14 protein-coding genes and 1 pseudogene are annotated in these 19,384 nt (G+C 56.1%); 7 read left to right on the forward strand and 8 right to left on the reverse strand.

Annotation, left to right across the window (positions count from 1 at the left end):
* Window positions 1-11: 11 nt before the first annotated feature.
* Window positions 12-992 (reverse strand): ABC transporter permease, encoded by a 981-nt coding sequence (locus M3G15_RS01625; RefSeq protein ID WP_397376577.1) that lies wholly within the window; start codon window positions 990-992, stop codon window positions 12-14.
* A 211-nt stretch (window positions 993-1,203) separates the two neighbouring features.
* On the opposite strand from M3G15_RS01625, the gene M3G15_RS01630 reads away from it, so the two are divergent.
* Both M3G15_RS01630 and M3G15_RS01635 read left to right on the forward strand, forming a co-directional pair.
* Entirely contained in the window at window positions 1,204-2,556 is a 1,353-nt protein-coding gene (locus tag M3G15_RS01630) for an amino acid permease (protein WP_260069880.1), read from the forward strand.
* Between the two features lie 187 nt (window positions 2,557-2,743).
* Window positions 2,744-5,230: an alpha/beta hydrolase family protein gene (locus M3G15_RS01635; protein WP_260069881.1), complete on the forward strand. Its 2,487-nt coding sequence runs from the start codon at window positions 2,744-2,746 to the stop codon at window positions 5,228-5,230.
* Between the two features lie 74 nt (window positions 5,231-5,304).
* Here the strand turns inward: M3G15_RS01635 and M3G15_RS01640 are convergent, their stop codons facing one another.
* Window positions 5,305-5,862, reverse strand: a complete 558-nt coding sequence (locus M3G15_RS01640) for a GbsR/MarR family transcriptional regulator (RefSeq protein ID WP_016313133.1) — start codon at window positions 5,860-5,862, stop codon at window positions 5,305-5,307.
* 346 nt (window positions 5,863-6,208) lie between these two features.
* On the opposite strand from M3G15_RS01640, the gene M3G15_RS01645 reads away from it, so the two are divergent.
* The 3 genes and pseudogenes from M3G15_RS01645 (at window position 6,209) to M3G15_RS01655 (ending at window position 9,207) form a co-directional block, all read left to right on the forward strand.
* On the forward strand, window positions 6,209-7,456 hold the full coding sequence (locus M3G15_RS01645; RefSeq protein ID WP_260069882.1) for a quaternary amine ABC transporter ATP-binding protein: 1,248 nt from the start codon (window positions 6,209-6,211) through the stop codon (window positions 7,454-7,456).
* Window positions 7,416-8,247, forward strand: a pseudogene (locus M3G15_RS01650) (ABC transporter permease); the annotation flags it as partial. The gene M3G15_RS01645 and the pseudogene M3G15_RS01650, both read left to right, overlap by 41 nt.
* A 15-nt stretch (window positions 8,248-8,262) precedes the next feature.
* A complete protein-coding gene (locus tag M3G15_RS01655) occupies window positions 8,263-9,207 on the forward strand; it encodes a glycine betaine ABC transporter substrate-binding protein (protein WP_009226444.1) in 945 nt (314 codons plus the stop codon).
* 492 nt (window positions 9,208-9,699) lie between these two features.
* Here the strand turns inward: M3G15_RS01655 and M3G15_RS01660 are convergent, their stop codons facing one another.
* Entirely contained in the window at window positions 9,700-10,497 is a 798-nt protein-coding gene (locus M3G15_RS01660; protein ID WP_009226443.1) for a patatin-like phospholipase family protein, read from the reverse strand.
* Between the two features lie 215 nt (window positions 10,498-10,712).
* Between M3G15_RS01660 and M3G15_RS01665 the strand changes: the two genes are divergently transcribed.
* Window positions 10,713-11,384, forward strand: a complete 672-nt coding sequence (locus tag M3G15_RS01665) for an SOS response-associated peptidase (protein ID WP_009226442.1) — start codon at window positions 10,713-10,715, stop codon at window positions 11,382-11,384.
* Between the two features lie 110 nt (window positions 11,385-11,494).
* Here M3G15_RS01665 and M3G15_RS01670 read toward each other — a convergent pair whose 3' ends face one another.
* The gene (locus M3G15_RS01670) at window positions 11,495-11,767 is read right to left on the reverse strand and encodes a DUF6171 family protein (protein WP_260069883.1); all 273 of its coding nucleotides are present in this window, start codon (window positions 11,765-11,767) and stop codon (window positions 11,495-11,497) included.
* A 6-nt stretch (window positions 11,768-11,773) separates the two neighbouring features.
* A complete protein-coding gene (locus M3G15_RS01675; RefSeq protein WP_260069884.1) occupies window positions 11,774-13,270 on the reverse strand; it encodes an alpha-N-arabinofuranosidase in 1,497 nt (498 codons plus the stop codon).
* A 188-nt stretch (window positions 13,271-13,458) separates the two neighbouring features.
* Between M3G15_RS01675 and M3G15_RS01680 the strand changes: the two genes are divergently transcribed.
* Window positions 13,459-14,367: an ArsR/SmtB family transcription factor gene (locus tag M3G15_RS01680; protein WP_260069885.1), complete on the forward strand. Its 909-nt coding sequence runs from the start codon at window positions 13,459-13,461 to the stop codon at window positions 14,365-14,367.
* An 82-nt stretch (window positions 14,368-14,449) separates the two neighbouring features.
* Here the strand turns inward: M3G15_RS01680 and M3G15_RS01685 are convergent, their stop codons facing one another.
* From M3G15_RS01685 to M3G15_RS01695, 3 genes are read right to left on the reverse strand one after another with little or no spacing between them, the layout of a single operon-like run.
* Window positions 14,450-15,586, reverse strand: coding sequence for a glycoside hydrolase family 88 protein (locus M3G15_RS01685; RefSeq protein WP_260069886.1), 1,137 nt, complete (start codon window positions 15,584-15,586; stop codon window positions 14,450-14,452).
* Window positions 15,587-15,615: 29 nt separating this feature from the next.
* Entirely contained in the window at window positions 15,616-17,436 is a 1,821-nt protein-coding gene (locus M3G15_RS01690) for a heparinase II/III-family protein (protein ID WP_260069887.1), read from the reverse strand.
* A gap of 42 nt (window positions 17,437-17,478) precedes the next feature.
* The gene (locus M3G15_RS01695) at window positions 17,479-19,362 is read right to left on the reverse strand and encodes a DUF2264 domain-containing protein (RefSeq protein WP_260069888.1); all 1,884 of its coding nucleotides are present in this window, start codon (window positions 19,360-19,362) and stop codon (window positions 17,479-17,481) included.
* Between the last annotated feature and the right edge of the window lie 22 nt (window positions 19,363-19,384).

Below are 19,384 nucleotides of genomic sequence, written 5' to 3' on the forward strand. Positions count from 1 at the left end.
CCTCCTCCTGATTACCATAAGCTGTTGCCGGATCGGCGGGCTACATAGTTAGCGAGGGTCAACAGTCCGACACTTACAACCGCTTTAAACAACCCGACGGAGGTAGCGTAGGAATAGCGGTAATTGTTGATCCCGACCCGGATCACGTACGTATCGATGACGTCGGATACATCGCGCAGCGCCGGGTTCACGGCCAACACGAGGATATCCTCGAAGCCGGCGCTCAGCAAATTGCCGATGGCCAGAATCATAAAAATCGAAATCACCGGCATAATCGATGGAAGCGTTATCAAATAAATCTGCTTAAAACGGCTGGCCCCGTCAATCGAAGCGGCCTCATACGTATGGGGATCCACCCCGGCGATCGCCGCCAGGTAGACGATCGAGCCAAAGCCGATTTCCTTCCAGACGTTGGTCGTGATCAGAATGGTCCAGAAGTATTCCGGGAGCGACAGAAAATTAATCGGCTCCTGAATCAGATTCAGCCGTTCCAGCAGCATGTTTAAGCTGCCGTTATCCGTGGCGAGCAGCGAAGCGACCAAGCCGCCGAGAATGACCCAGGACATAAAATGCGGTAAATACGTAATCGTCTGAACGACTCGCTTGAACACCATTTTCCGCACTTCGTTGAGCATTAAAGCCAGCAGAATCGGCGCCGGAAACCCGATGACAAACTTCAGCAGGCTGATGACGATCGTATTACGCATAACCGTGTAAAAATCCGGGGAGTTAAAGAAGTAAGCAAAATGCTTCCAGCCCACCCACGGACTTCCCGTAAAGCTGTGCCCGATCTTGTAGTCCTGAAAGGCGATCAAGACACCATACATCGGGATATAACTAAACACGAAGATGAGGGCAAGCGCCGGGAGAACCATCAACTGCAGGTCGATTTGCCGAAAAAAACGCTCGATCCCGCTCTTCCTTCTTTTATAAGGCATGTGCGGCATGGCGGGTTCGGGTTGCATTTCCCGATCCGTGGATAATCGGGCCATAAACGCTTCTCCCCTTTACGCTTTTTTGATCTTGAAAGTTATTGTATATTGGCCGCCGGGCCCTTGCCTATCTGACCAATCAACGAAATGTGATACTAATCAACCGGGTATGATTTCATTTCCTCCCGCGGGCGAATTAGTGTAAGATAAAGTCCGTATTGCTTATCCAACTTCCAATGGATACAACTCAGATTTAGGGGGCTTTATTTACGTGAAATCCGATTCCTCAACTTTGCAGAAAAAATTGCTGCCCCGCCACATCAGCTTCATGGCCATGGGCGGCGTTATCGGCACCGGGATCTTCAAAGGGAGCTCCGAGACCGTCAGCCTGGCCGGGCCTGGCGTGATTTTTTCTTATGCCTTTGCCGGATTGCTGCTGCTGGTCGTCATGGGCGCTATTGCCGAGATGGCGACAGTGTATCCTGGCCGCAACATGAAGGACTTCATCCGGGAGGCGTTTGGCGAGCGCATCTCCTTCATTCTGGGGTGGATGTACTGCTTCATGTGGCTGGCCGTATGCGTCATTGAGGTGATTGCCGCCGGCAGTTTCCTGCAGTTCTGGTTGCCGGACGTGCCGCTCTGGGTGCTTAGCCTAGCCAGTGCCGCCTTTATCTTGGCCATCAATCGAATGAGCGTAGCCGGTTACGGCGAGTTTGAGTTTTGGCTGGCCGGGATTAAAATCGCGATGATCATTGTCTTTATTCTCCTGGGCGCGGCCATGCTGTTTGGCCTGATCCCTGGGGCGAGCGCTCCGTTCCCGCACAATTACCGGGATTACGGCGGCTTGTTCCCGAACGGATGGACGGCAATCTTCTCGGCGCTGCTGGTCGTCATGTTCTCCTACGGCGGCTCCGAGCTGATCGGACTGACCTTGTCGGAGGCCAAGGATGCGGAAAAAGTGTTGCCTCGGGTGGTCAAAAGCTTTATTTTGCGCGTGGTGCTGTTTTACACGTTACCGATTCTGATCATTTGCGGGCTGATACCGTGGAACAGTCTCAGTGAGCAGACCAGCCCGTTCGTGCAGGTGCTGTCCTCGGTTGGTTTGCAGGGGGCGGCGCATCTGATGAACTTCATTCTGATTACGGCGGTCTTGTCCGCTGCCAATTCCGGCATCTATGGCGCGACCCGGATGCTCCACTCGATGGCCGCCGGCGGGGAAGCCCCGGCGAAGCTGGCGCGGATCTCCGCCAAGGGCGTTCCGGTCAACAGCTTAATTCTTTGCGGGGTTGTTCTGATCCTCGGCTCCATGTTGGCCGTCTTTAATCAGGCAGGCTTGTTCCGTCTATTGATGGCGGTACCCGGCTTTGTCGTGCTGCTCGTCTGGATCACCATCTGCTTGTCCCAGTTAAAGCTGCGCCAGCGTTATCCGGCGGCACCTAGCTTTAAAGTCTGGGGCTTCCCGTATATTACGGTGCTGACCGTGATCAGCCTCGTTGTCATTGCGCTGCTGTTCTTGTTCGACGCGCAGAACCGCATCAGTATCGGGACCTGCCTGGCGGTGCTGCTCCTGCTGATCGTCTGGTCGTGGGTCCGTTTCCGCCCGCGCCCCGGCCAGAGTCGGTAGAGGTGTTGGAGCTGGCTTTTACGGGATTATCCCGCTGACTCAGCCGGCTGATGGTGCTGCAGCAGACGCTTTTACATGATTATCCCGTTCGGTCAGCTGGGTCGGCCCCTGTATTCCCCTGTTTCTCCCGGTCCTTGGCCCATGTTACAATAAGGGAAGAGGAGAGACTACGATTTTGGGGGAAGCCATGGAACTTCAGGTGGTTACTGAACTTTTGATGAGCAAGCCGACGCTGCGTTACCGGATCGCTCGCCGCATCCGGAATGCTTACCGATACGATACCGCCTTTTGGCGATCCGCCATTGCCGGCCCCTGGGGGGCCGGCATGTTCGCGTTTGGCCTACTGGCGCTCGGGATGCCGACCGGGCTGGGGAGTCCGGTCGATCTGCTGCTGTTCCTGCTCGCGGGAACGCTGGGCCTGTACCTGACCGCCCACATCACCGCGCTGCTGCTGGCTTTGATCGGCCTGCCGATCCCCCGCCTGTTTACGGGGGCGGTCCTGTTCGATTTTGTCGCAGCCTTCGTTATTTTCTACTATAACGAAGTAGCGATGCCCGCGGCTGCGGTCGTGGCCGCGGTGATCAGCCTGGCGGGAATCGCCGCCGGGCTGCTTTATGGGGCGCTCGCCAGCCGGAGGCTGCGGCTGCGCCATAAAGCGGCAGCCGCCCTGATGGCGGCGCTGCTGGTGGCCGCCGCCGCGATCTGGCCGTTCGCGGCGGGACCAGGGGGCGGCTCCGCCGTACCGGCCTATCAAGGCGTGCAAAGCGCCGGGATATGGAAAGCCGGCGAAGCCGAAGATGACAAGGCGCGCGATGGCGCAAGCAGCGACGCCGCCGTCGGTTCAGCGGCCGTGCCAAGCTTGGCCGATCTGCTGGACAGCCCCGCCGAACCCGGGCCGTATGAGGTGTCGACCTTCACCTACGGCAGCGGGAACGACGCTTGGCAGCCCGAATACGGGGAAGCGGTCGACATCACCTCCGAAACGGTGGATGCCTCCGCCTATATTAAAAAGTGGTCCGTCTACCGGACCGCCTATTGGGGATTTAATCAGCGGGCACTTCCGCTGAACGGAAGAGTCTGGATGCCCGTCGCAGCGGAAGAGGAAAGTGCTGCCCCGGGGGACAGCACTGACGAAAGCCAAACCCGCTACCCGCTCGTGCTGATCGTTCACGGCAACCACCTGATGGAGGATTTCTCCGATGACGGATACGCTTATCTTGGAGAGCTGCTGGCCAGCCGTGGATTCACCGCCGTATCCGTCGATGAGAATTTCTTGAATTACTCTCTATGGACGGGAATTCCCGATAACGATATGAAGGTTCGAGCCTGGATTTTGCTGAAGCATTTGCAACAGATCGGCACATTTGCCGCAGAACCGGATAATCCGTTATACGAAAAAATCGACTTTACCCGCATCGGACTGGTTGGTCATTCCCGCGGCGGGCAAGCAGTAGCGATGGCCGCGGGTTACAAGGATTGGTTCGCGGACGACGCGGAGCTCATGTCGAGCTTAGAAGACTACAAGATCCAAGCCGTTGCCGCCATCGCCCCCACCGACAAAAAGGTGGACGGAAAATACACACAGCTTAAGGATGTCAGCTATTTGACACTGCAAGGCGCGCGGGATGGCGACGTCAGCGACTTCGAAGGCGACCGCCAGTACATGCGCACAAGTTTTTCGTCAGGCAAAGATCGGTTCAAAGCCTCGCTGTACATCGGAGACGCCAACCATAGCCAGTTCAATAGCAGCTGGGGCGGTCGGGACGTCAGTTATCCGAAGGGCATCCTGCTCAGCCGGAACGGGATGCTGTCGCCTTCCGAACAACGGAGCATCGCGAAGGTGTACATCTCGGCTTTCTTTGAGGAAACGCTGCATGGTGCGGGAGCGGGGAATAACGGAGCAACAACCACTCTCCACGCTGTGTCCGGCTCCGCTTCGGTAACGAACACCAGCGCCAAGCTCGGCCGCTATCTTCCGCTGTTGCAGGATTACCGAACTGGCTTAGCCTGGCTCCCGGACACAGTGTATTACAATCGTTTCGAGAGCAGCACGTTTACTGCTTGGGCCCGCTACGATGAAGATTTGAACCGGTTGAGTCTCCCTGGGGGAGGGAAAGCAGCGGGCAGCAACCTCACCTGGAAGGAGGAAGAGGCAAAGAACCGGCAAAACGGCACCAAGCCGTCCCGGGGAATCGTGCTGGAGCGTAAGCCTAGCGGCAATGAGCCGTCCACTTATACGTTAAGCTGGGAGCAAGGTGCTCCCCTCCCGTCCAGCGGCCAGCTGGAGGAGCTCGCCTTTTCGCTCACGGACCGCAGCTTCGAGCTGCAGGATGACAATACGCCCGATGCGGCTTTGGCTGCGGGTTCCGTCACAGTTGAGGTAGAGCTTACCGACGGCAACGGTACCTCCGTCCGTCTGCCGCTCACGAGGTTTATGGAGGTCGAACCGCTGCCCGTCACCTCGTTTACGATCCACCCCTGGCTGGAGCGCCACCTGTCGGGCGGCAAATACAAGCATCCGACGGAAGCGGTATATCAGACGTATCGTCTAGCTTTGGCAGACTTTGCGGCCGCCAACCCCAGCTTCAATCCGGACACCGGAATCCAGCGGCTGACCTTCCTTCTCAGCGGCGGCGCCGCCAAGCTGATGCTGGATGACATCGGAGTCTATTGATACGCCAAAAAAAACGCTTATTTCCCAGGCTGCGCAAATGCCAACGTGCTTGGGAATAAGCGTTATACTTTTTATCAGGATTCGGTTTCCTTGGGGACCAGCTTATAGATCTCTCCGCTTTCCATCGCGTCGATCAGACGGTCCAGCCATTCGTAATATTTCACAGATTCTTTCATCTTACGGATGTCTTCTTCCAATACGTTGCGAAGCGGCTCGTCCTCCTCCACCGCCATCACCTTCGTTAATTCATCAATGGACCTACGCAGCACAAGGATATTGCTCTCCACCGCTTTTCTCCATTTAATCGCGAAGAAGTCCGTAAACGTCTGGTACCAGTCATATTCCACTTCATATAAGTCCTTGCGGGAGCCTTTCTCCCACACTTTATTGACCATTTTGAGATCCAGCAACGTGCGGACGCCCGTACTCATGCTGGTTTTGCTCATTTTCATTTCCTTGCCCATCTCGTCCAAAGTCATCGGCTTGTCAGCAAAGAACAGCAGCCCGTACAAGTGCCCTGTAGACAAAGAGATCCCGTACAAGTCCATGTTTCGGCCGATCGCCTCAATTACGCGTTTGCGTACCTTCATTAATAAAGCCTGTTGCTCATCGGTGAGCTGGTCCAAGCTCATGCTTGCAACCTCCTATTCATATGCAAAAACAACCTCCGCTGTAACGCGTCGCCCGCACAGCTTAAGCTCTTTGCGGCTCAACGCTTATTCTATCTTAAGAAAGTCAACCCCAAAAGTAAAGAAGCAGCTTAGGGAGCATTTGGGAGGATATCGGAGCTATCTGTTGATTCGTTATGTTCAGTTTTTTCTGTACGTTCCTTACGTACGGTTTTCATCTTTGCGTAATTTTCATTCCATTTGTTACACTTACCTCACGGATTGATGGCGATATTGCCTCGCTGGGCATTTTTCTAAGCGAAGCCGAGATCGAAGGGGGAACTTCAAGCTATAGAAAAGGAGTGAATCTATGAATCAACCAATATTACAAGTCCGAGATGTTAGCAAGTTATTTGGTCCCCATGCTGAGCAGGCCATTCCATTGCTGAAGCAGGGCTATACCAAAGAACGTCTGCTCAAGGAAAAAGGCGTAACTGTCGGCGTTGGCCAAGTCAGCTTGGACATCCATGAAGGTGAAATTTTCGTCATTATGGGCTTGTCGGGGAGCGGCAAATCGACACTGGTTCGGATGTTGAATCGTTTGATCGAACCTACTGCGGGGGAAATTCTGCTGCATGGACGGGATCTCCGCAAAATGAACAAAGCTGAACTGCGCGAAGTACGGCGTAAATCGATCAGCATGGTGTTCCAGAAGTTTGCTTTATTCCCGCATCGCACGGTCCTGCAGAATGTGGAATACGGACTGGAAATTCAGAAAGTGGCCAAAAAAGAACGCCGCGACAAAGCGATGCAGGCCCTCGAGCTCGTCGGCTTACAAGGCTGGGAGCAGAAGATGCCGGATCAGCTGAGCGGCGGTATGCAGCAGCGGGTTGGCCTGGCCCGGGCGCTGGCCAATGACCCGAAAATCCTGTTGATGGACGAAGCGTTCAGTGCTCTCGACCCGCTCATTCGTCGTGACATGCAAGATGAGCTGCTTGAGCTGCAGGAGAAGATGAAGAAGACGATCGTCTTCATTACACATGATTTGGATGAGGCTCTGCGTCTTGGCGACCGGATCGCCCTGATGAAGGATGGCGCGCTCGTCCAAATCGGCACGCCGGAAGAAATGCTGATGAACCCGGCCAACCGATATGTAGAACGGTTCATCGAGGACGTGGACCTGTCCAAGGTGCTGACCGCAGCCCGCGTCATGCGCCGGCCGGAAACCGTTACGTTGGATAAGGGTCCTCGCGTCGCCCTCGAACTAATGCGTGAACGGGGCATCTCCAACCTGTTCGTCATCGGCTGGGGCAAACGCCTGCTGGGCGTCATTACAGCCGAAGACGCATCCCGTGCCGCCAAGTCCGGCATCGGCCTGGAGGAAATTCTGATTACGGACGGCCCTCGCGTGGCCCCGGATACCGTGCTGAGTGACCTATTTGAAGTCATGAGCTCATCCAAGGTTCCGCTGGCCGTCGTTGACCAGCAGGAGCGTTTGCTGGGCGTTATCGTACGCGGCGCCGTACTGGGAGCCCTCGCCGGAGAACATCATGAACTGAAGGAGGAGGTGAACCCAGATGGAATTCATCCCGAAATTGCCGCTGGCCGAGTGGATTGAATCGCTGGTTGACGCCATGGAGCGGTCGCTTGGAGGATTTTTCGACGGATTGTCCATGACGATTGAGACCATCGTTAACTTTTTCGCCGGATTGTTCCTGCTGCCGCATCCGCTGCTGTTTATTGCCATCGTCGGAATCATCGCTTATTTGATTGGAAAATGGCAGCTGACCTTGTTCACCGTAATCGGTTTTCTGCTGATCGATAACCTTGGCTATTGGACCGAGACCATGAACACCTTAGGCCTGGTCATTACCTCCGGCTTGATCTCGATCCTGTTCGGGATTCCGATCGGCATCTGGAGCGCCTACAGCAAAATGGTCCATCGGGTCATCTCGCCACTACTTGATTTTATGCAGACGATGCCGGCATTCGTTTATCTGCTGCCGGCTGTAACCTTTTTTAGCCTGGGGGTGGTCCCTGGGGTTATCGCATCGGTGATCTTCGCGATCCCGCCGACGATCCGGCTCACCTATCTTGGGATCAAGCAGGTGAACGGCGAGTTGACGGAAGCGGCGAACGCCTTTGGCTCCACGGTCTGGCAGAAGCTGTTTAAAGTCGAGCTTCCGCTCGCCATGCCAACGTTGATGGCCGGGGTTAACCAAACGATCATGCTGTCGCTCTCGATGGTCGTCATCGCCTCCATGATCGGCGCGCAGGGCATCGGGGCCACCGTCTACCGGGCGGTCACCCAACTGAAGATCGGGCAAGGCTTTGAAGCCGGTTTGGCCGTGGTTGTCCTAGCCATCGTGCTCGACCGCTTTACGCAAAACCTGTTTAAATCCAAAACACAAAGGGGAGATTGAGATGAAATTGAAGAAGACGAGGAAGTTGATGGTACTGGCAGGATTAGTGAGCATGTTGGCGTTGTCCGCCTGCGGGCAAGCGAACAATCCTTCGGCCGGCGGTGCCAACAACACGCCGGATGCTTCGGCGAACGGAGGCAACACCTCAGCCGGAGCCGTCGGCGAGCAAGTCAACTACGAAATCATCGGGATTGACCCTGGTGCTGGAATTATGAAGGCGACAAGTCAAGCGATCGAAACCTACGGCTTGGACGGCTGGAAGCTGATTGAGGGCTCCGGCGCAGCCATGACGGCGATGCTGGACAAAGCGGTGAAATCCGAAAAACCGATCATTGTTACCGGCTGGACCCCGCACTGGATGTTCTCCAAATACGATCTGAAATATTTGGAGGATCCGCAGAAGGTTTACGGGGAAGCCGAAGAAATTCACACGTTGGCGCGGAAAGGCTTGAAGGAAGACCATCCGACCGCCTATGAGTTCCTCAACCGCTTCGAGTGGACTTCGGATGAAATGGGCGAGATTATGACGGCGATTCAGGAAGGTCAGGACCCGGCGGAAGCCGCCAAAGCCTGGGCAGACAGCCATGCCGACCGCGTGGACAGCTGGACCGAAGGCTTGACACCGGTGAACGGCGACAAACTCAAGCTGAGCTATGTGGCATGGGATTCGGAAATCGCCAGCACCAACCTGCTGGAATATGTACTCGAAAGCAAGCTGGGTTATGACGTCGAGTCCCTCCAAGTCGAAGCGGGTCCAATGTGGACCGGTGTCGCCAGCGGTGACGTTGATGCAACTGCAGCCGCATGGCTGCCGCTCACCCATGCGGATTATTGGGATAAATACGGCGAACAAGTTGAGGATCTCGGCGCGAACATGACTGGCGTCAAAACCGGCCTGGTCGTTCCAGTTTACATGGACATTAACTCGATCGAGGATTTGAAGTAATCACCTTTACCCGTAACGGAACTCAGAGACCTTATTGTACTATTTCCCGGTGATTTCCCGCTGTAACGGAACTTAAAGACCTTATTTGATGCTAATACCAGCGAATTCGCTGCCTATAGCCCAAATAAGGTCATCTGGTTCCGTTACATCTGTTTTAAGCCTGGTAGGAATAGAAATAAGGTCTCCTCGTTCCGTTAGCTTTTTTACGCCTAAGGAAATGGAAGAAGCCACCCCTGGTACGGAGTGGCTTCTTCATATCTATATCAATTAAAGAAGAGGGAGTATCTAAAGAATAGCATCGGTTTCTTAAAGGAACATTACAGAAACCTGAAGATCAGCTTAAAAATTCTCCAGCTCCTCGTTTCCAACCGTTTGGCCCCAATCGCAATCAGCGTCGCCCATGGTTGTCGTATCGGATGCAGCGCATGGAACTCCCCCATTTTTGTTCTTCTAAATCGGTCAAAACAAATATTCGGAATTCACCAGCTTCCTTCAGAGGAAATCCGGCTTCACCCGCTTCACCTCAGCCTTGAGCTCATCCATCATGCCCTCAGCCGCTTCCTCCCCTGCCTTGATGCAATCGGCCATTTTGGAAAAATCAAACGCGGACACATGACCGACATCCGGTCGGATGACGATATCCGCTAACCGCAGGCTGGTATGCTTCCGTTCGGCGGTCATCAAACTGTAAGAGCGGTAAACGACCTCAATCATATTGCGGGGCGGCTTCTTCTCATGCTCGCGCGTCACATCCACCGCAATTATCAGTCCCACATCCTTCCGCTTCAGCTCCTGGACGGGCAAGTTGTTTAGCACCCCGCCGTCGACCAGCACCTGATCGTCCCGTACCAGCGGAGCAAATACCCCCGGAAACGCCGTCGTTGCCCGCAGCGCCGTTCCCAAATCGCCCTTATCCAAAATCACCTGTTTGCCTTGCATCAAATCCACGGCAACCGCCTTAAACCGAATGGGGAAATCCTCAATCTTCAGCCCATCCTTCCCATGTTGCCTCAAGAGATCGTTGACGGTTTGGTAGATTTTGTTCCCGCCGATCAGCCCGCGTTGGCGAATTCCTAGATCCATCAGCCGGTATTTTGGCGTGTGATACAGCAAGTCCTCGATGTCCTCTGCTGGAATGCCTGCAGCATACAAGCCTCCGATCGCACCGCCCATGCTTGTACCAACGATCGCGTCCACCGGGATTCCGTGCCGTTCGAACGCCTTCAACACGCCCAAATGAGCGAGTCCCCGTACGGCCCCGCCGCCTAACACCAAACCTACTTGTTCCATGGATGATCTCCCCGCTTGTCGTCTTTTTACTAAAAATACATATTCTTTAGCTTAGGCGGAAGTTCCTTCCGGCTAAACAAAGCAGCCCCGAATCGATAGAGACATCGACCCGGGGCTGGCAGGCCTGTAAGCAAATCGATTACAATGGATACAACAAAATGTGAATCCACGAATCACGAATACCACGAATAGATCCATACAATGGAGGTCTCCCCATGTGCGGCCGTTTTACGATTACGCTTCCTCTGGACGAACTGATAGTCCGGTATCTCATCATGGAAAACCGGCTGGCGAAATTCGCCCCGAACTATAATGTAGCGCCGATGCAATTCATCCCCGCCGTCATTGCGGGCAAGCAGGGCAATCGGCTGGGCGAGCTGCGCTGGGGCCTGGTGCCGTTCTGGGCGAAGGAGGATAAGATCGGCGCCAGCATGATCAACGCCCGCGCCGAGTCGCTCCCGGACAAACCGGCGTTTCGGAAGCTGCTGACAACCCGGCGCTGCCTCATCCCCGCTGACGGATTCTACGAATGGCAACAGCGGGCCGGAGGCAAGCAGCCCTATCGGATCGTCATGAAGGACGGGAGCCCCTTCGCCTTTGCCGGCCTGTACGACATCTGGAGCGATCCGCAAGGAAACAAGCTGGCAACCTGCACGATCATCACCACGGAGCCCAACTCGCTGATGGCTGAGATCCATAACCGGATGCCCGTGATCCTGCAACCTGAACATGAAGCCGAGTGGCTGGCCCGGGACAACACGGATACGGGATCGCTGCTAAAGCTGCTTCAACCTTACGATGCCGCAAAAATGCGGGCTTACCCCGTATCCCCAGCCGTTGGGAACGTGCGCAACAATACGAAGGAACTGTTGGAGGAGGCGAAATAGCCTGACCTGAACTCCCCCATACCGATATCTCTCCATCCGAAAAAAGGGCTTCGCCTTTACGCGCAAGCAAGGTTCTACCCTGCTGCCATAAAGTCGAAGCCTCTTTCATGTTATGCCTCGATGCTCGCCCACAATCCGCCGCCCGGCAGCGGGCAATGCCGCTCCTTCAGCCAGGCGACCACCGGGATGATACAACCGCAGACCGTGCAGGTCATCCCGTCCATCAGCTTTGGACACGCTTCGCAAACGCGCAGCCTATCCTGATACTGCTCCTCGCTTACCCTGCGCTCGGGCGCAAACGCCGTCGTCTTCAACAAACGTTGGATCTGCTCCTCCGTCACCCGGAAATCGTCCCGGCACACTCTGCATGACGTATCCGCCATCCGACGTTAATCCCTCGCCGCCAGTTCTAGCGTCGTCACCGATTTAGCCGGCAAATCAACCGTCAGCTTGCCGCCATCCAGTTGAAACGACTCAAACGGCTGCGGCTTTACGGCCTCCGGCTGCGCAAACGTATTATGGGCATCGATCGAATCGCCGGTCAACGTGGTGCCGGTCACCGCCAAGCTGCTGCCTGCCAAGCCCCGAATGTCGATCGTCACCTGTGTATTCGCATGAGGCTGCAGGTTACAGAAGCTGAGATGGATCTTCCCTTCGGCATCCCGCGACGCAGTGGCGGTCACCGCCGGAATCTCGCTGCCCTCCAGCTTGTAGCTGCCTGTTTCCAGCGACAGATCCAGCAGCTCGGCGTCCTGGTGAACCTTATACATATCGAATACATGGTACGTTGGGGTCAAGATCATTTTCTCGCCTTCCGTCAGGATGACGGCCTGAAGCACGTTGACGGTCTGGGCGATATTTGCCATCCGCACGCGCTCGTTATGTTTGTGGAAAATGTTCAGCGTAAGCCCGGCGACAAGCGCATCACGCATCGTATTTTGCTGATACAAAAATCCCGGATTGGTCCCCGGCTCCACATTGTACCAGGTGCCCCATTCATCCACAATCAATCCGACCCGGCCTTCCGGATCGTATTTATCCATGATCGTGCGGTGGCGGGTAATCAGCTCATCCATGCGAAGCGCTTTTTGCAGCGTGGCAAACCAGGCGGACTCGTCGAACCCGGTCGCCGGCCCTTTATCCTGCCAATTATCGGTTGGCAGCGTATAGTAGTGCAGCGTGATGGAATCCATAAACCGTCCGGCTTCCCGCATCAGCACGTCCATCCAGTTATAATCGTCTGAGTTTGGACCGCAAGCGATCCGGTGAATCCGATTATCCCCATAGTTGCGGACGTACGTCTGATACCGGCGGTACTCGTCAGCATAATATTCCGGGCGCATATTGCCGCCGCAGCCCCAGTTCTCGTTGCCAACGCCAAAATAAGTCACCTTCCACGGCTCCTTGCGTCCGTTTTGCTCCCGCAGCTCCGCCATCGGCGATACGCCGTCAAAGGTCAGATATTCTACCCACTCCGACATTTCCTGGACCGTTCCGCTGCCAAGGTTGCCGTTGATGTAGGGCTCGCAGCTCAGCTGCCGGCAAAGCTCCATAAACTCGTGGGTCCCGAAATGGTTATTTTCCACCACGCCGCCCCAATGGGTATTCACCATCCGCTTGCGCGCTTTCTTCGGACCGATGCCGTCCTTCCAGTGATATTCATCGGCAAAGCAGCCGCCCGGCCAGCGCAACACCGGAATCCGGATTTGCTTAAGCGCTTCCACAACATCGTTGCGAATGCCATGGGTATTTGGAATCGGGGAATCCTCGCCAACCCAAATCCCCTCGTAAATACAGCGGCCTAAATGTTCAGAGAAATGACCGTAAATATTGCGGTTAATCGTTCCTTTGCCGGAATCGGCGTTTAACACTCCTTGCAGTGGCATCCGTCATTTCACTCCTTAGTTAATATAAATATTAATTAAATAACTATTCGACTAATATTATAGGCGTCTGACCACAAACTCGTCAATGAAACTTCCAAGATTAATCAATGACATGGAAGATGCTTGTCAAACTTATAACTTTTCGTTAATATAATGATTAACTAAAATTCGGGTGAGGTGGAGGCATCATGAAACTTGATTTATCTGAACAATCGCTGCCCGTGTATGAGGCGCTGGCGAGCCCGGTTCGTCTGCACATTCTGCGTCTGTTAGCCAACCGCCCGATGAACATTAAGGAGTTAGCCGCTGCGGTCGGGCTGTCCAGCGCGATCATGACCATGCATGTGCGCAAGCTGTCTGAATGCGGTCTCGTCGCCACCCATATGGCGCCTGGCAAGAGCGGTTTGCAGAAGATTTGTTCACTCGCTGTCTCCGGCGCAGAAATTCAGTTTCCTGCCCAAACGGCAGTCGAGCGCAAAAGCCACCGGGTTGAAATCCCGGTTGGCCATTACTCCGATTTTCACATCGAGCCAACCTGCGGCATTGCAACAACTGACAAAATCATCGGCAGCTTTGACGATCCCCGGTACTTCTGGGACCCGGAACGGATTCATGCTGCGATTCTATGGTTTGGTACGGGATATATCGAATACAAATCCCCCAATTACTTGCTGTCCTCCCAGAAGCCCGAGGAGCTGGTCTTTACGATGGAAATCGCGTCCGAAGCCCCGGGAACGAAGGACGATTATCCATCGGATATTACGTTTACCTTAAACGGCAAGCTTTTGGGCATCTGGACGAGCCCTGGCGATTACGGAGAGCTGCCTGGAAAATATACCCCTGAGTGGTGGCCAAGACAGGCGAATCAATATGGCCTGCTGAAACGTCTACGAATTACGTTGGACGGGACGTATATGGACGGCTTGAAGATGTCCGACGTCACCCTTCACGACATTGACATTCGGCAGAAGCAATGGACGCTGCGTCTATCCGTGGAGCCGGACGCCCGTTATCCAGGCGGTTTGACGTTATTCGGCAAGGGCTTCGGGAACTATGGTGAGCATCCAAGCGCGGAAGTGTTTTATGTGGAGAAATAGGCATAGAAAAAATAAACAGGGTTGCTCCAATCGCTATCAGATGCGATTGTATAGCAACCCTGTTTTCATATCTGCGTCCGCCTCATTCCCAATACGTCGGCCCGCCGCTCTTCAGCCGGGCGAGCCCTTCCACAAAGAAATAATCGCCGTAGATCAGCGGAACATCGATGTTTGTCCCTTGCGGATAGTTGCTCGTCCCGTGCAGGATCAACCCTTCTTCCCCCGGGTCGTCCCATGCGCCGTAATTTTCGTACAGCGACTTCAGGATGCGTTCACCGGCTTCACGATACTTTGCGGCAGCTGTTCCTTCACCGCCAAGCTTCTCTGCCAGCAGCAACAGCCCGCTGGCCGCACAAGCACCGGCTGACGAGTCCCGCAGCTCACGCAGCTCTTCCGGTGCGCGGAAATCCCAAGCCGGCACCTGATCATCCGGCAGTTGATCAAGGAAGAAATCCGCGACCCGCTGCGCAGCGGACAGATACTCCGGCTTACCGGTGTGGTGGAAGCCCAGCGTCAAGCCGTAGATCGCCCAGGCAGCCCCGCGCGACCAGGCCGACTCCGGCGCGTAGCCTTGGCCGCCTTGCGGCCCAACCCGCTCGCCTGTGACCGGGTCAAAGACCACGATATGATAGACCGAGCCGTCGTCGCGAACAAAATGATGGAGCACGGTGTCCAAATGCGCTTCAGCGACATGCGCGAATCGGGGATCGCCGCTCTCCCGGGACGCCCAGAATAACAGCGGCAGGTTCATGCAGCAATCGATGATCGCCCAGCCTTCATTCCGCTCCCCTTCCTTCCACGGATTCCAGGCCCGAATATAGCGCCCCTTCAGATTAAAGCGCGCCGCCAAATAGTTCGCCGCCTTCAGTGCCCGCAGCCGTGAGGTTTCACTCCCCGTCAGCTTATAGGAAGCGATGCTGGTCAGCGTCCACATAAACCCCAGATCGTGATCAAGCCGCACGTAGCCGTCCAGCACCTCATCCAGCTTGGTCTCGCATTCTTGTGCCAGCGCTTTCAATTCCTCCCGGCCGCTTCCCTCATACAGCAGCCACAGCAAACCCGGCCAGAAGCCCGCTGTCCACCAGGCCGGCTCAGCCAGATCATAAACCCCGCCTTTGCTGGCGTGCGGAAACCCGGAGCCAATTCTCGCCGTGTTCCGCAGCGTTTTGTCCAGCGACTTCGTCCAGGCCTCTTCCACCCATGCCCTTTCGTTTCCCATATGCATATGACCTCGTTCCTCCATTCTCCTTATTGCCGGGCGAATTTAAACAGAAGCTCCACGCCAAAACCCGCTTCCGGCTGCTTGACCCGAAAATCTAACGCGTACCAAACCGCATCCTTCCCGTAATGATCCCGGTAGGTTCGTGCCTTAATCTCCGCCTCCAGCTGATTCGGGTCGTAATACAGCTCCAGCGCCAGCCGGCCTCGAACGAAACGAAGCAGCCCCGGGCTGGCCATCTCCGGCTGAATCGGGCTCACAAACCGCTCTGTCAGACTGTCCGGCGCTTCCGTAAACCGGAAGTCGTCCCGAAGCGCCAAGCTAGGCAGCTCCGTCTTGTTCCAAACCCAACTTCGGTTGAAGGACTGCAGATTTTCGTCCTCATAGGCGCCGGACAGCTCCAAGGTGAACTCGCACGCTTCCGCAGACGTGTCGCAGCGAATCATCGAAGCTGCTCTTTCCCGTCCCTCCCGCTGCAAGCAGCCGTTGATGATCGGCACGGAATGCCCCTGTGAGCCGTTACAGTCATAACGATACCTGCCCTCGCCAAAATAATCCCGTGTATACTCCCCGCACCCGAGATCGGACAGGAAAAACGCGCCTCCGCCCGCCAACATGAAATGGCCCAGGTCGTTGTGGTTATGCGATTCACCGTTGTGCCCGCCTTTTGCGGCAAAACCAAACGTATCCCCTGCGGTTGTAAAGCGCGAGATCAACCAGCCGGCGTCCTCAAACACAAAGTCGCCGTCTCTCCACTCCGCCGTGCCTGCCGCCTTGCAGTCCCGCCAAATCAGGTTGCGCAGCGCCGGCGCCCAGCGGCTGCAGTGATCCTCGCGGTAATCCGCATGGAGCAAGGCAGGCGGAGCTTCCACCTCCGCGTACCGCTTCGCAAGGTAATGCGACAGCCCGGGCTGGACGCTCCCATATGGCTGCGCGTCGGAGAAGTTAGCGACCAGCCGGCCGCCCAGAAAGCATTTTTGCTGGAACTCGGCAATTCGCCGTACCTTGTCCTCGTTGAACCAATCCCGTTGCCCCCGGCTTCGCTTAAGCAGCAGGTCGGCATAATACACAAAGTAGCCAAACCCGTAGTTCCAGTATCCCAGCCCTTCCGGACAACCGCCATCCTCGCCGAAGCCTTGCAAATAGAAGCCCATGCTGCGCTCGGTTTTCTCCAAAATCTGAGCCAGCCGGGCGTGGTCGCGCTGTTCTGTCATCAGCAGCAGCGCAGCCGAACCAATCGAGCCAGCGCAAACCGCCGACCAGTTGTTCGTCAGCTCCTCCCAATGGTAAGGGCCTTTCTCAAGGAATGGCCGGAACAACCGTTCATCCACCAGTTCGGCGATCCGCACCCGCAGCAGCTCCGGTAGACGCGTGCCTAGCAGCAAAGATAACTCGGCTAGCGCAAACCCCGTCTCCGCCGAGAACAGGTCGATGGTCTCCGAGACCGGACGCTTCGCATCCACATGCGCGGGCAAGCACCAGGTAAACTCGCTGCAGATCGCCCAGATGGCATCCCGCAGCGCCGCTTCGTACGCCGCCGACTCCGGTTCAAGCAGCGACAGAAAGGCGAAGGTGTTCAGCCGCCGCCGCTTCTCAAAATACACCCGCTCATACTCCAGCCGCGAACCCTGAACGGCAAATAAAGAAAACAACGAATAGGTCAGCTCTTCCGCTGGGGACTTCAGCAGCCGCTCCCCCTCACTCCGGATCACTTCAAGCTCGGCCCGGGCCTCCGGCGCCTCGCGCAGCGATTCCCAAAACGCCAGCCCGCTGCCGTGCGGATAGTAATCATCAGCCTTCAAAGGGATCAGGCTTTCGGCCAGCTGCTCCCAGCCCTCGCGAACGTTCATCAGCATTCCTCCTTCCACCGCAGCCCAAAACAGCGGCGTTGACTAAGCCAGCTCAATACGGATTTCGTTCCCCGAGCAGGTCGTTATCACGATCTCCCGCTCTCCTATCGCGAGGTTTAACGCATCAAGCGTAATTGGTTGCCATGAGGCTCCCGGCGACGGATCGCCGTAAACCGCCGACGCGAGCAGGTGTACCCCCGGTTCCAGGGAAGCGAGGAGCGTGGGAAGAACGGTGCGAGGATACAGAACATTGGTATTGGCGTTCGGGCGAATCAGCTCGACCGATTCGAAGCCAAGCAAGCTTTGCACCCCGCTGGCTCCAAAGGGGCTTGCTGCTCCCGCAGCGATCCGGCCCTCTCCACTCTTCTCTTTTAGCTCCGCCAGCCCTGTCCGTTCCGTCCCCTCGATCCACTCCGTCAACTCCGTTTCCACCCCCAGCGCGAATCCTCCCTCCGCGATGTCGAGCGGTCGTTTCGTCTCGATGCGATGAATCCGCACATGCCAGGGGAGTCCGGCAACGATCCAGGAGCGCACCTCTACGTCAGACCAAGGTTTCCATAACGCATACAGCACGTTATCCTGAATTGACGTGTCCAAGTTCCGGCGTCTTACCCGGTACAGGTTATCTCCCTTTTCGCTGAGCGCCAGCATGGAGTCAAACGCGCCTTGGGACAAGCCCCACTCCGCGCGCGGCACACTAAACCCGAACCCGGTGGAATACACAAGTTTCTCGTATTTGGCCGAGGTATGGGTGTGCTCGTTCGTGCCGCGATGGCCGGTGTTGAAGGCCGCTACATGACCGGTCGCAGGATCGCGGGCCAGCACAAGATGCGCCGGGCGCTGGACCTTCAGCGCCGGCAGCTCCGGCAGCGGCAGCTCCTCCGCCGTCCAGAACGGATGGTCCTCCGGCAATGCCAGCGGCAGAAACGCTTTCAGCGCCCAATACGGCGAACCGGGCGAATTGTAGTTCTCCGCCATCACCAGGTTTGGATAAGCGTAACCCACCGTAAGCAGCCCCTCGGAACTGCGAATGGGCTGGCTTAACCACCAGCGCAAATTGCGCAGCACCAGCCCCTTTAATACCCCCATTGGCAACACGTCCACACCGGCATAAGCCAGTGCGCTCCAGAAAGCGGATTGGGCGAAACGGTAGGTTAAGCTGCGTCCGTACGGCAGCGCTGCCCCGTCTGGGGCGAACCAAGCGAGAAAATCGTCGGCGAACAACGCGGCCCGCTCTTTATACACTTGCGAACGCTGCGGATCTTCCTCTTCCATGATACGCGCATAGAGCAGCCCGTAATAGTGAAAGGCAAACGGGACGTAATAGTCGCTGTGTCCCCCGACACCGTCGCTGTACCAGCCGTCCTCCAGATAAAACGCGTCCAGCCGGTCCAAATTCCGCTCCAGCTGCTCCGTATCGTAAGGCAAGCCGGCTTTGCGGAAGCCCACATTCACCAGTACGTTAAAGAACAACCAATTGCAATCGTAACAAGGATGCTGGTTCATCTGATTCAGCCAGCTGTACAGCCGGTCACGCTCTTCCGGGCGAAGCGGTTCCCAGATGTGTTCCGGGATCAACGCCAGTGCAAATCCAAAAACCGCCATCTCCACGAGCCGTTGATCATAATCGCCAACCTCGCCCCAATACTCCTGATGCTCCGGGTTCGTGCCGCAGCGAATGCCGTCCAGGACGACGTCCCATAACTCACTGCTGCCGCCGCCGGCAAGCAGCGGCACCAATCCCCACAGCACCCGGGAGAACCCTTCCATCTCCGCTACAGCCGCCGGGTAGGACACCCCGCTCTTGCCAAGCACAAGCCGGGCGCCGCCTTCGCTATAGAACGGCCGAAGGGGACGCACCAGCTCTTCCAAAACGTTCACCATATCGCTGCGCGTTTGGAGCGGAGCATTAACCGTTACTTTCATTTCCTCAACTCCTTTTTATCCG

It is taken from the genome of Paenibacillus sp. p3-SID1389 (assembly GCF_025151705.1).
GTDB classification, from domain to species: domain Bacteria; phylum Bacillota; class Bacilli; order Paenibacillales; family Paenibacillaceae; genus Fontibacillus; species Fontibacillus phoenicis.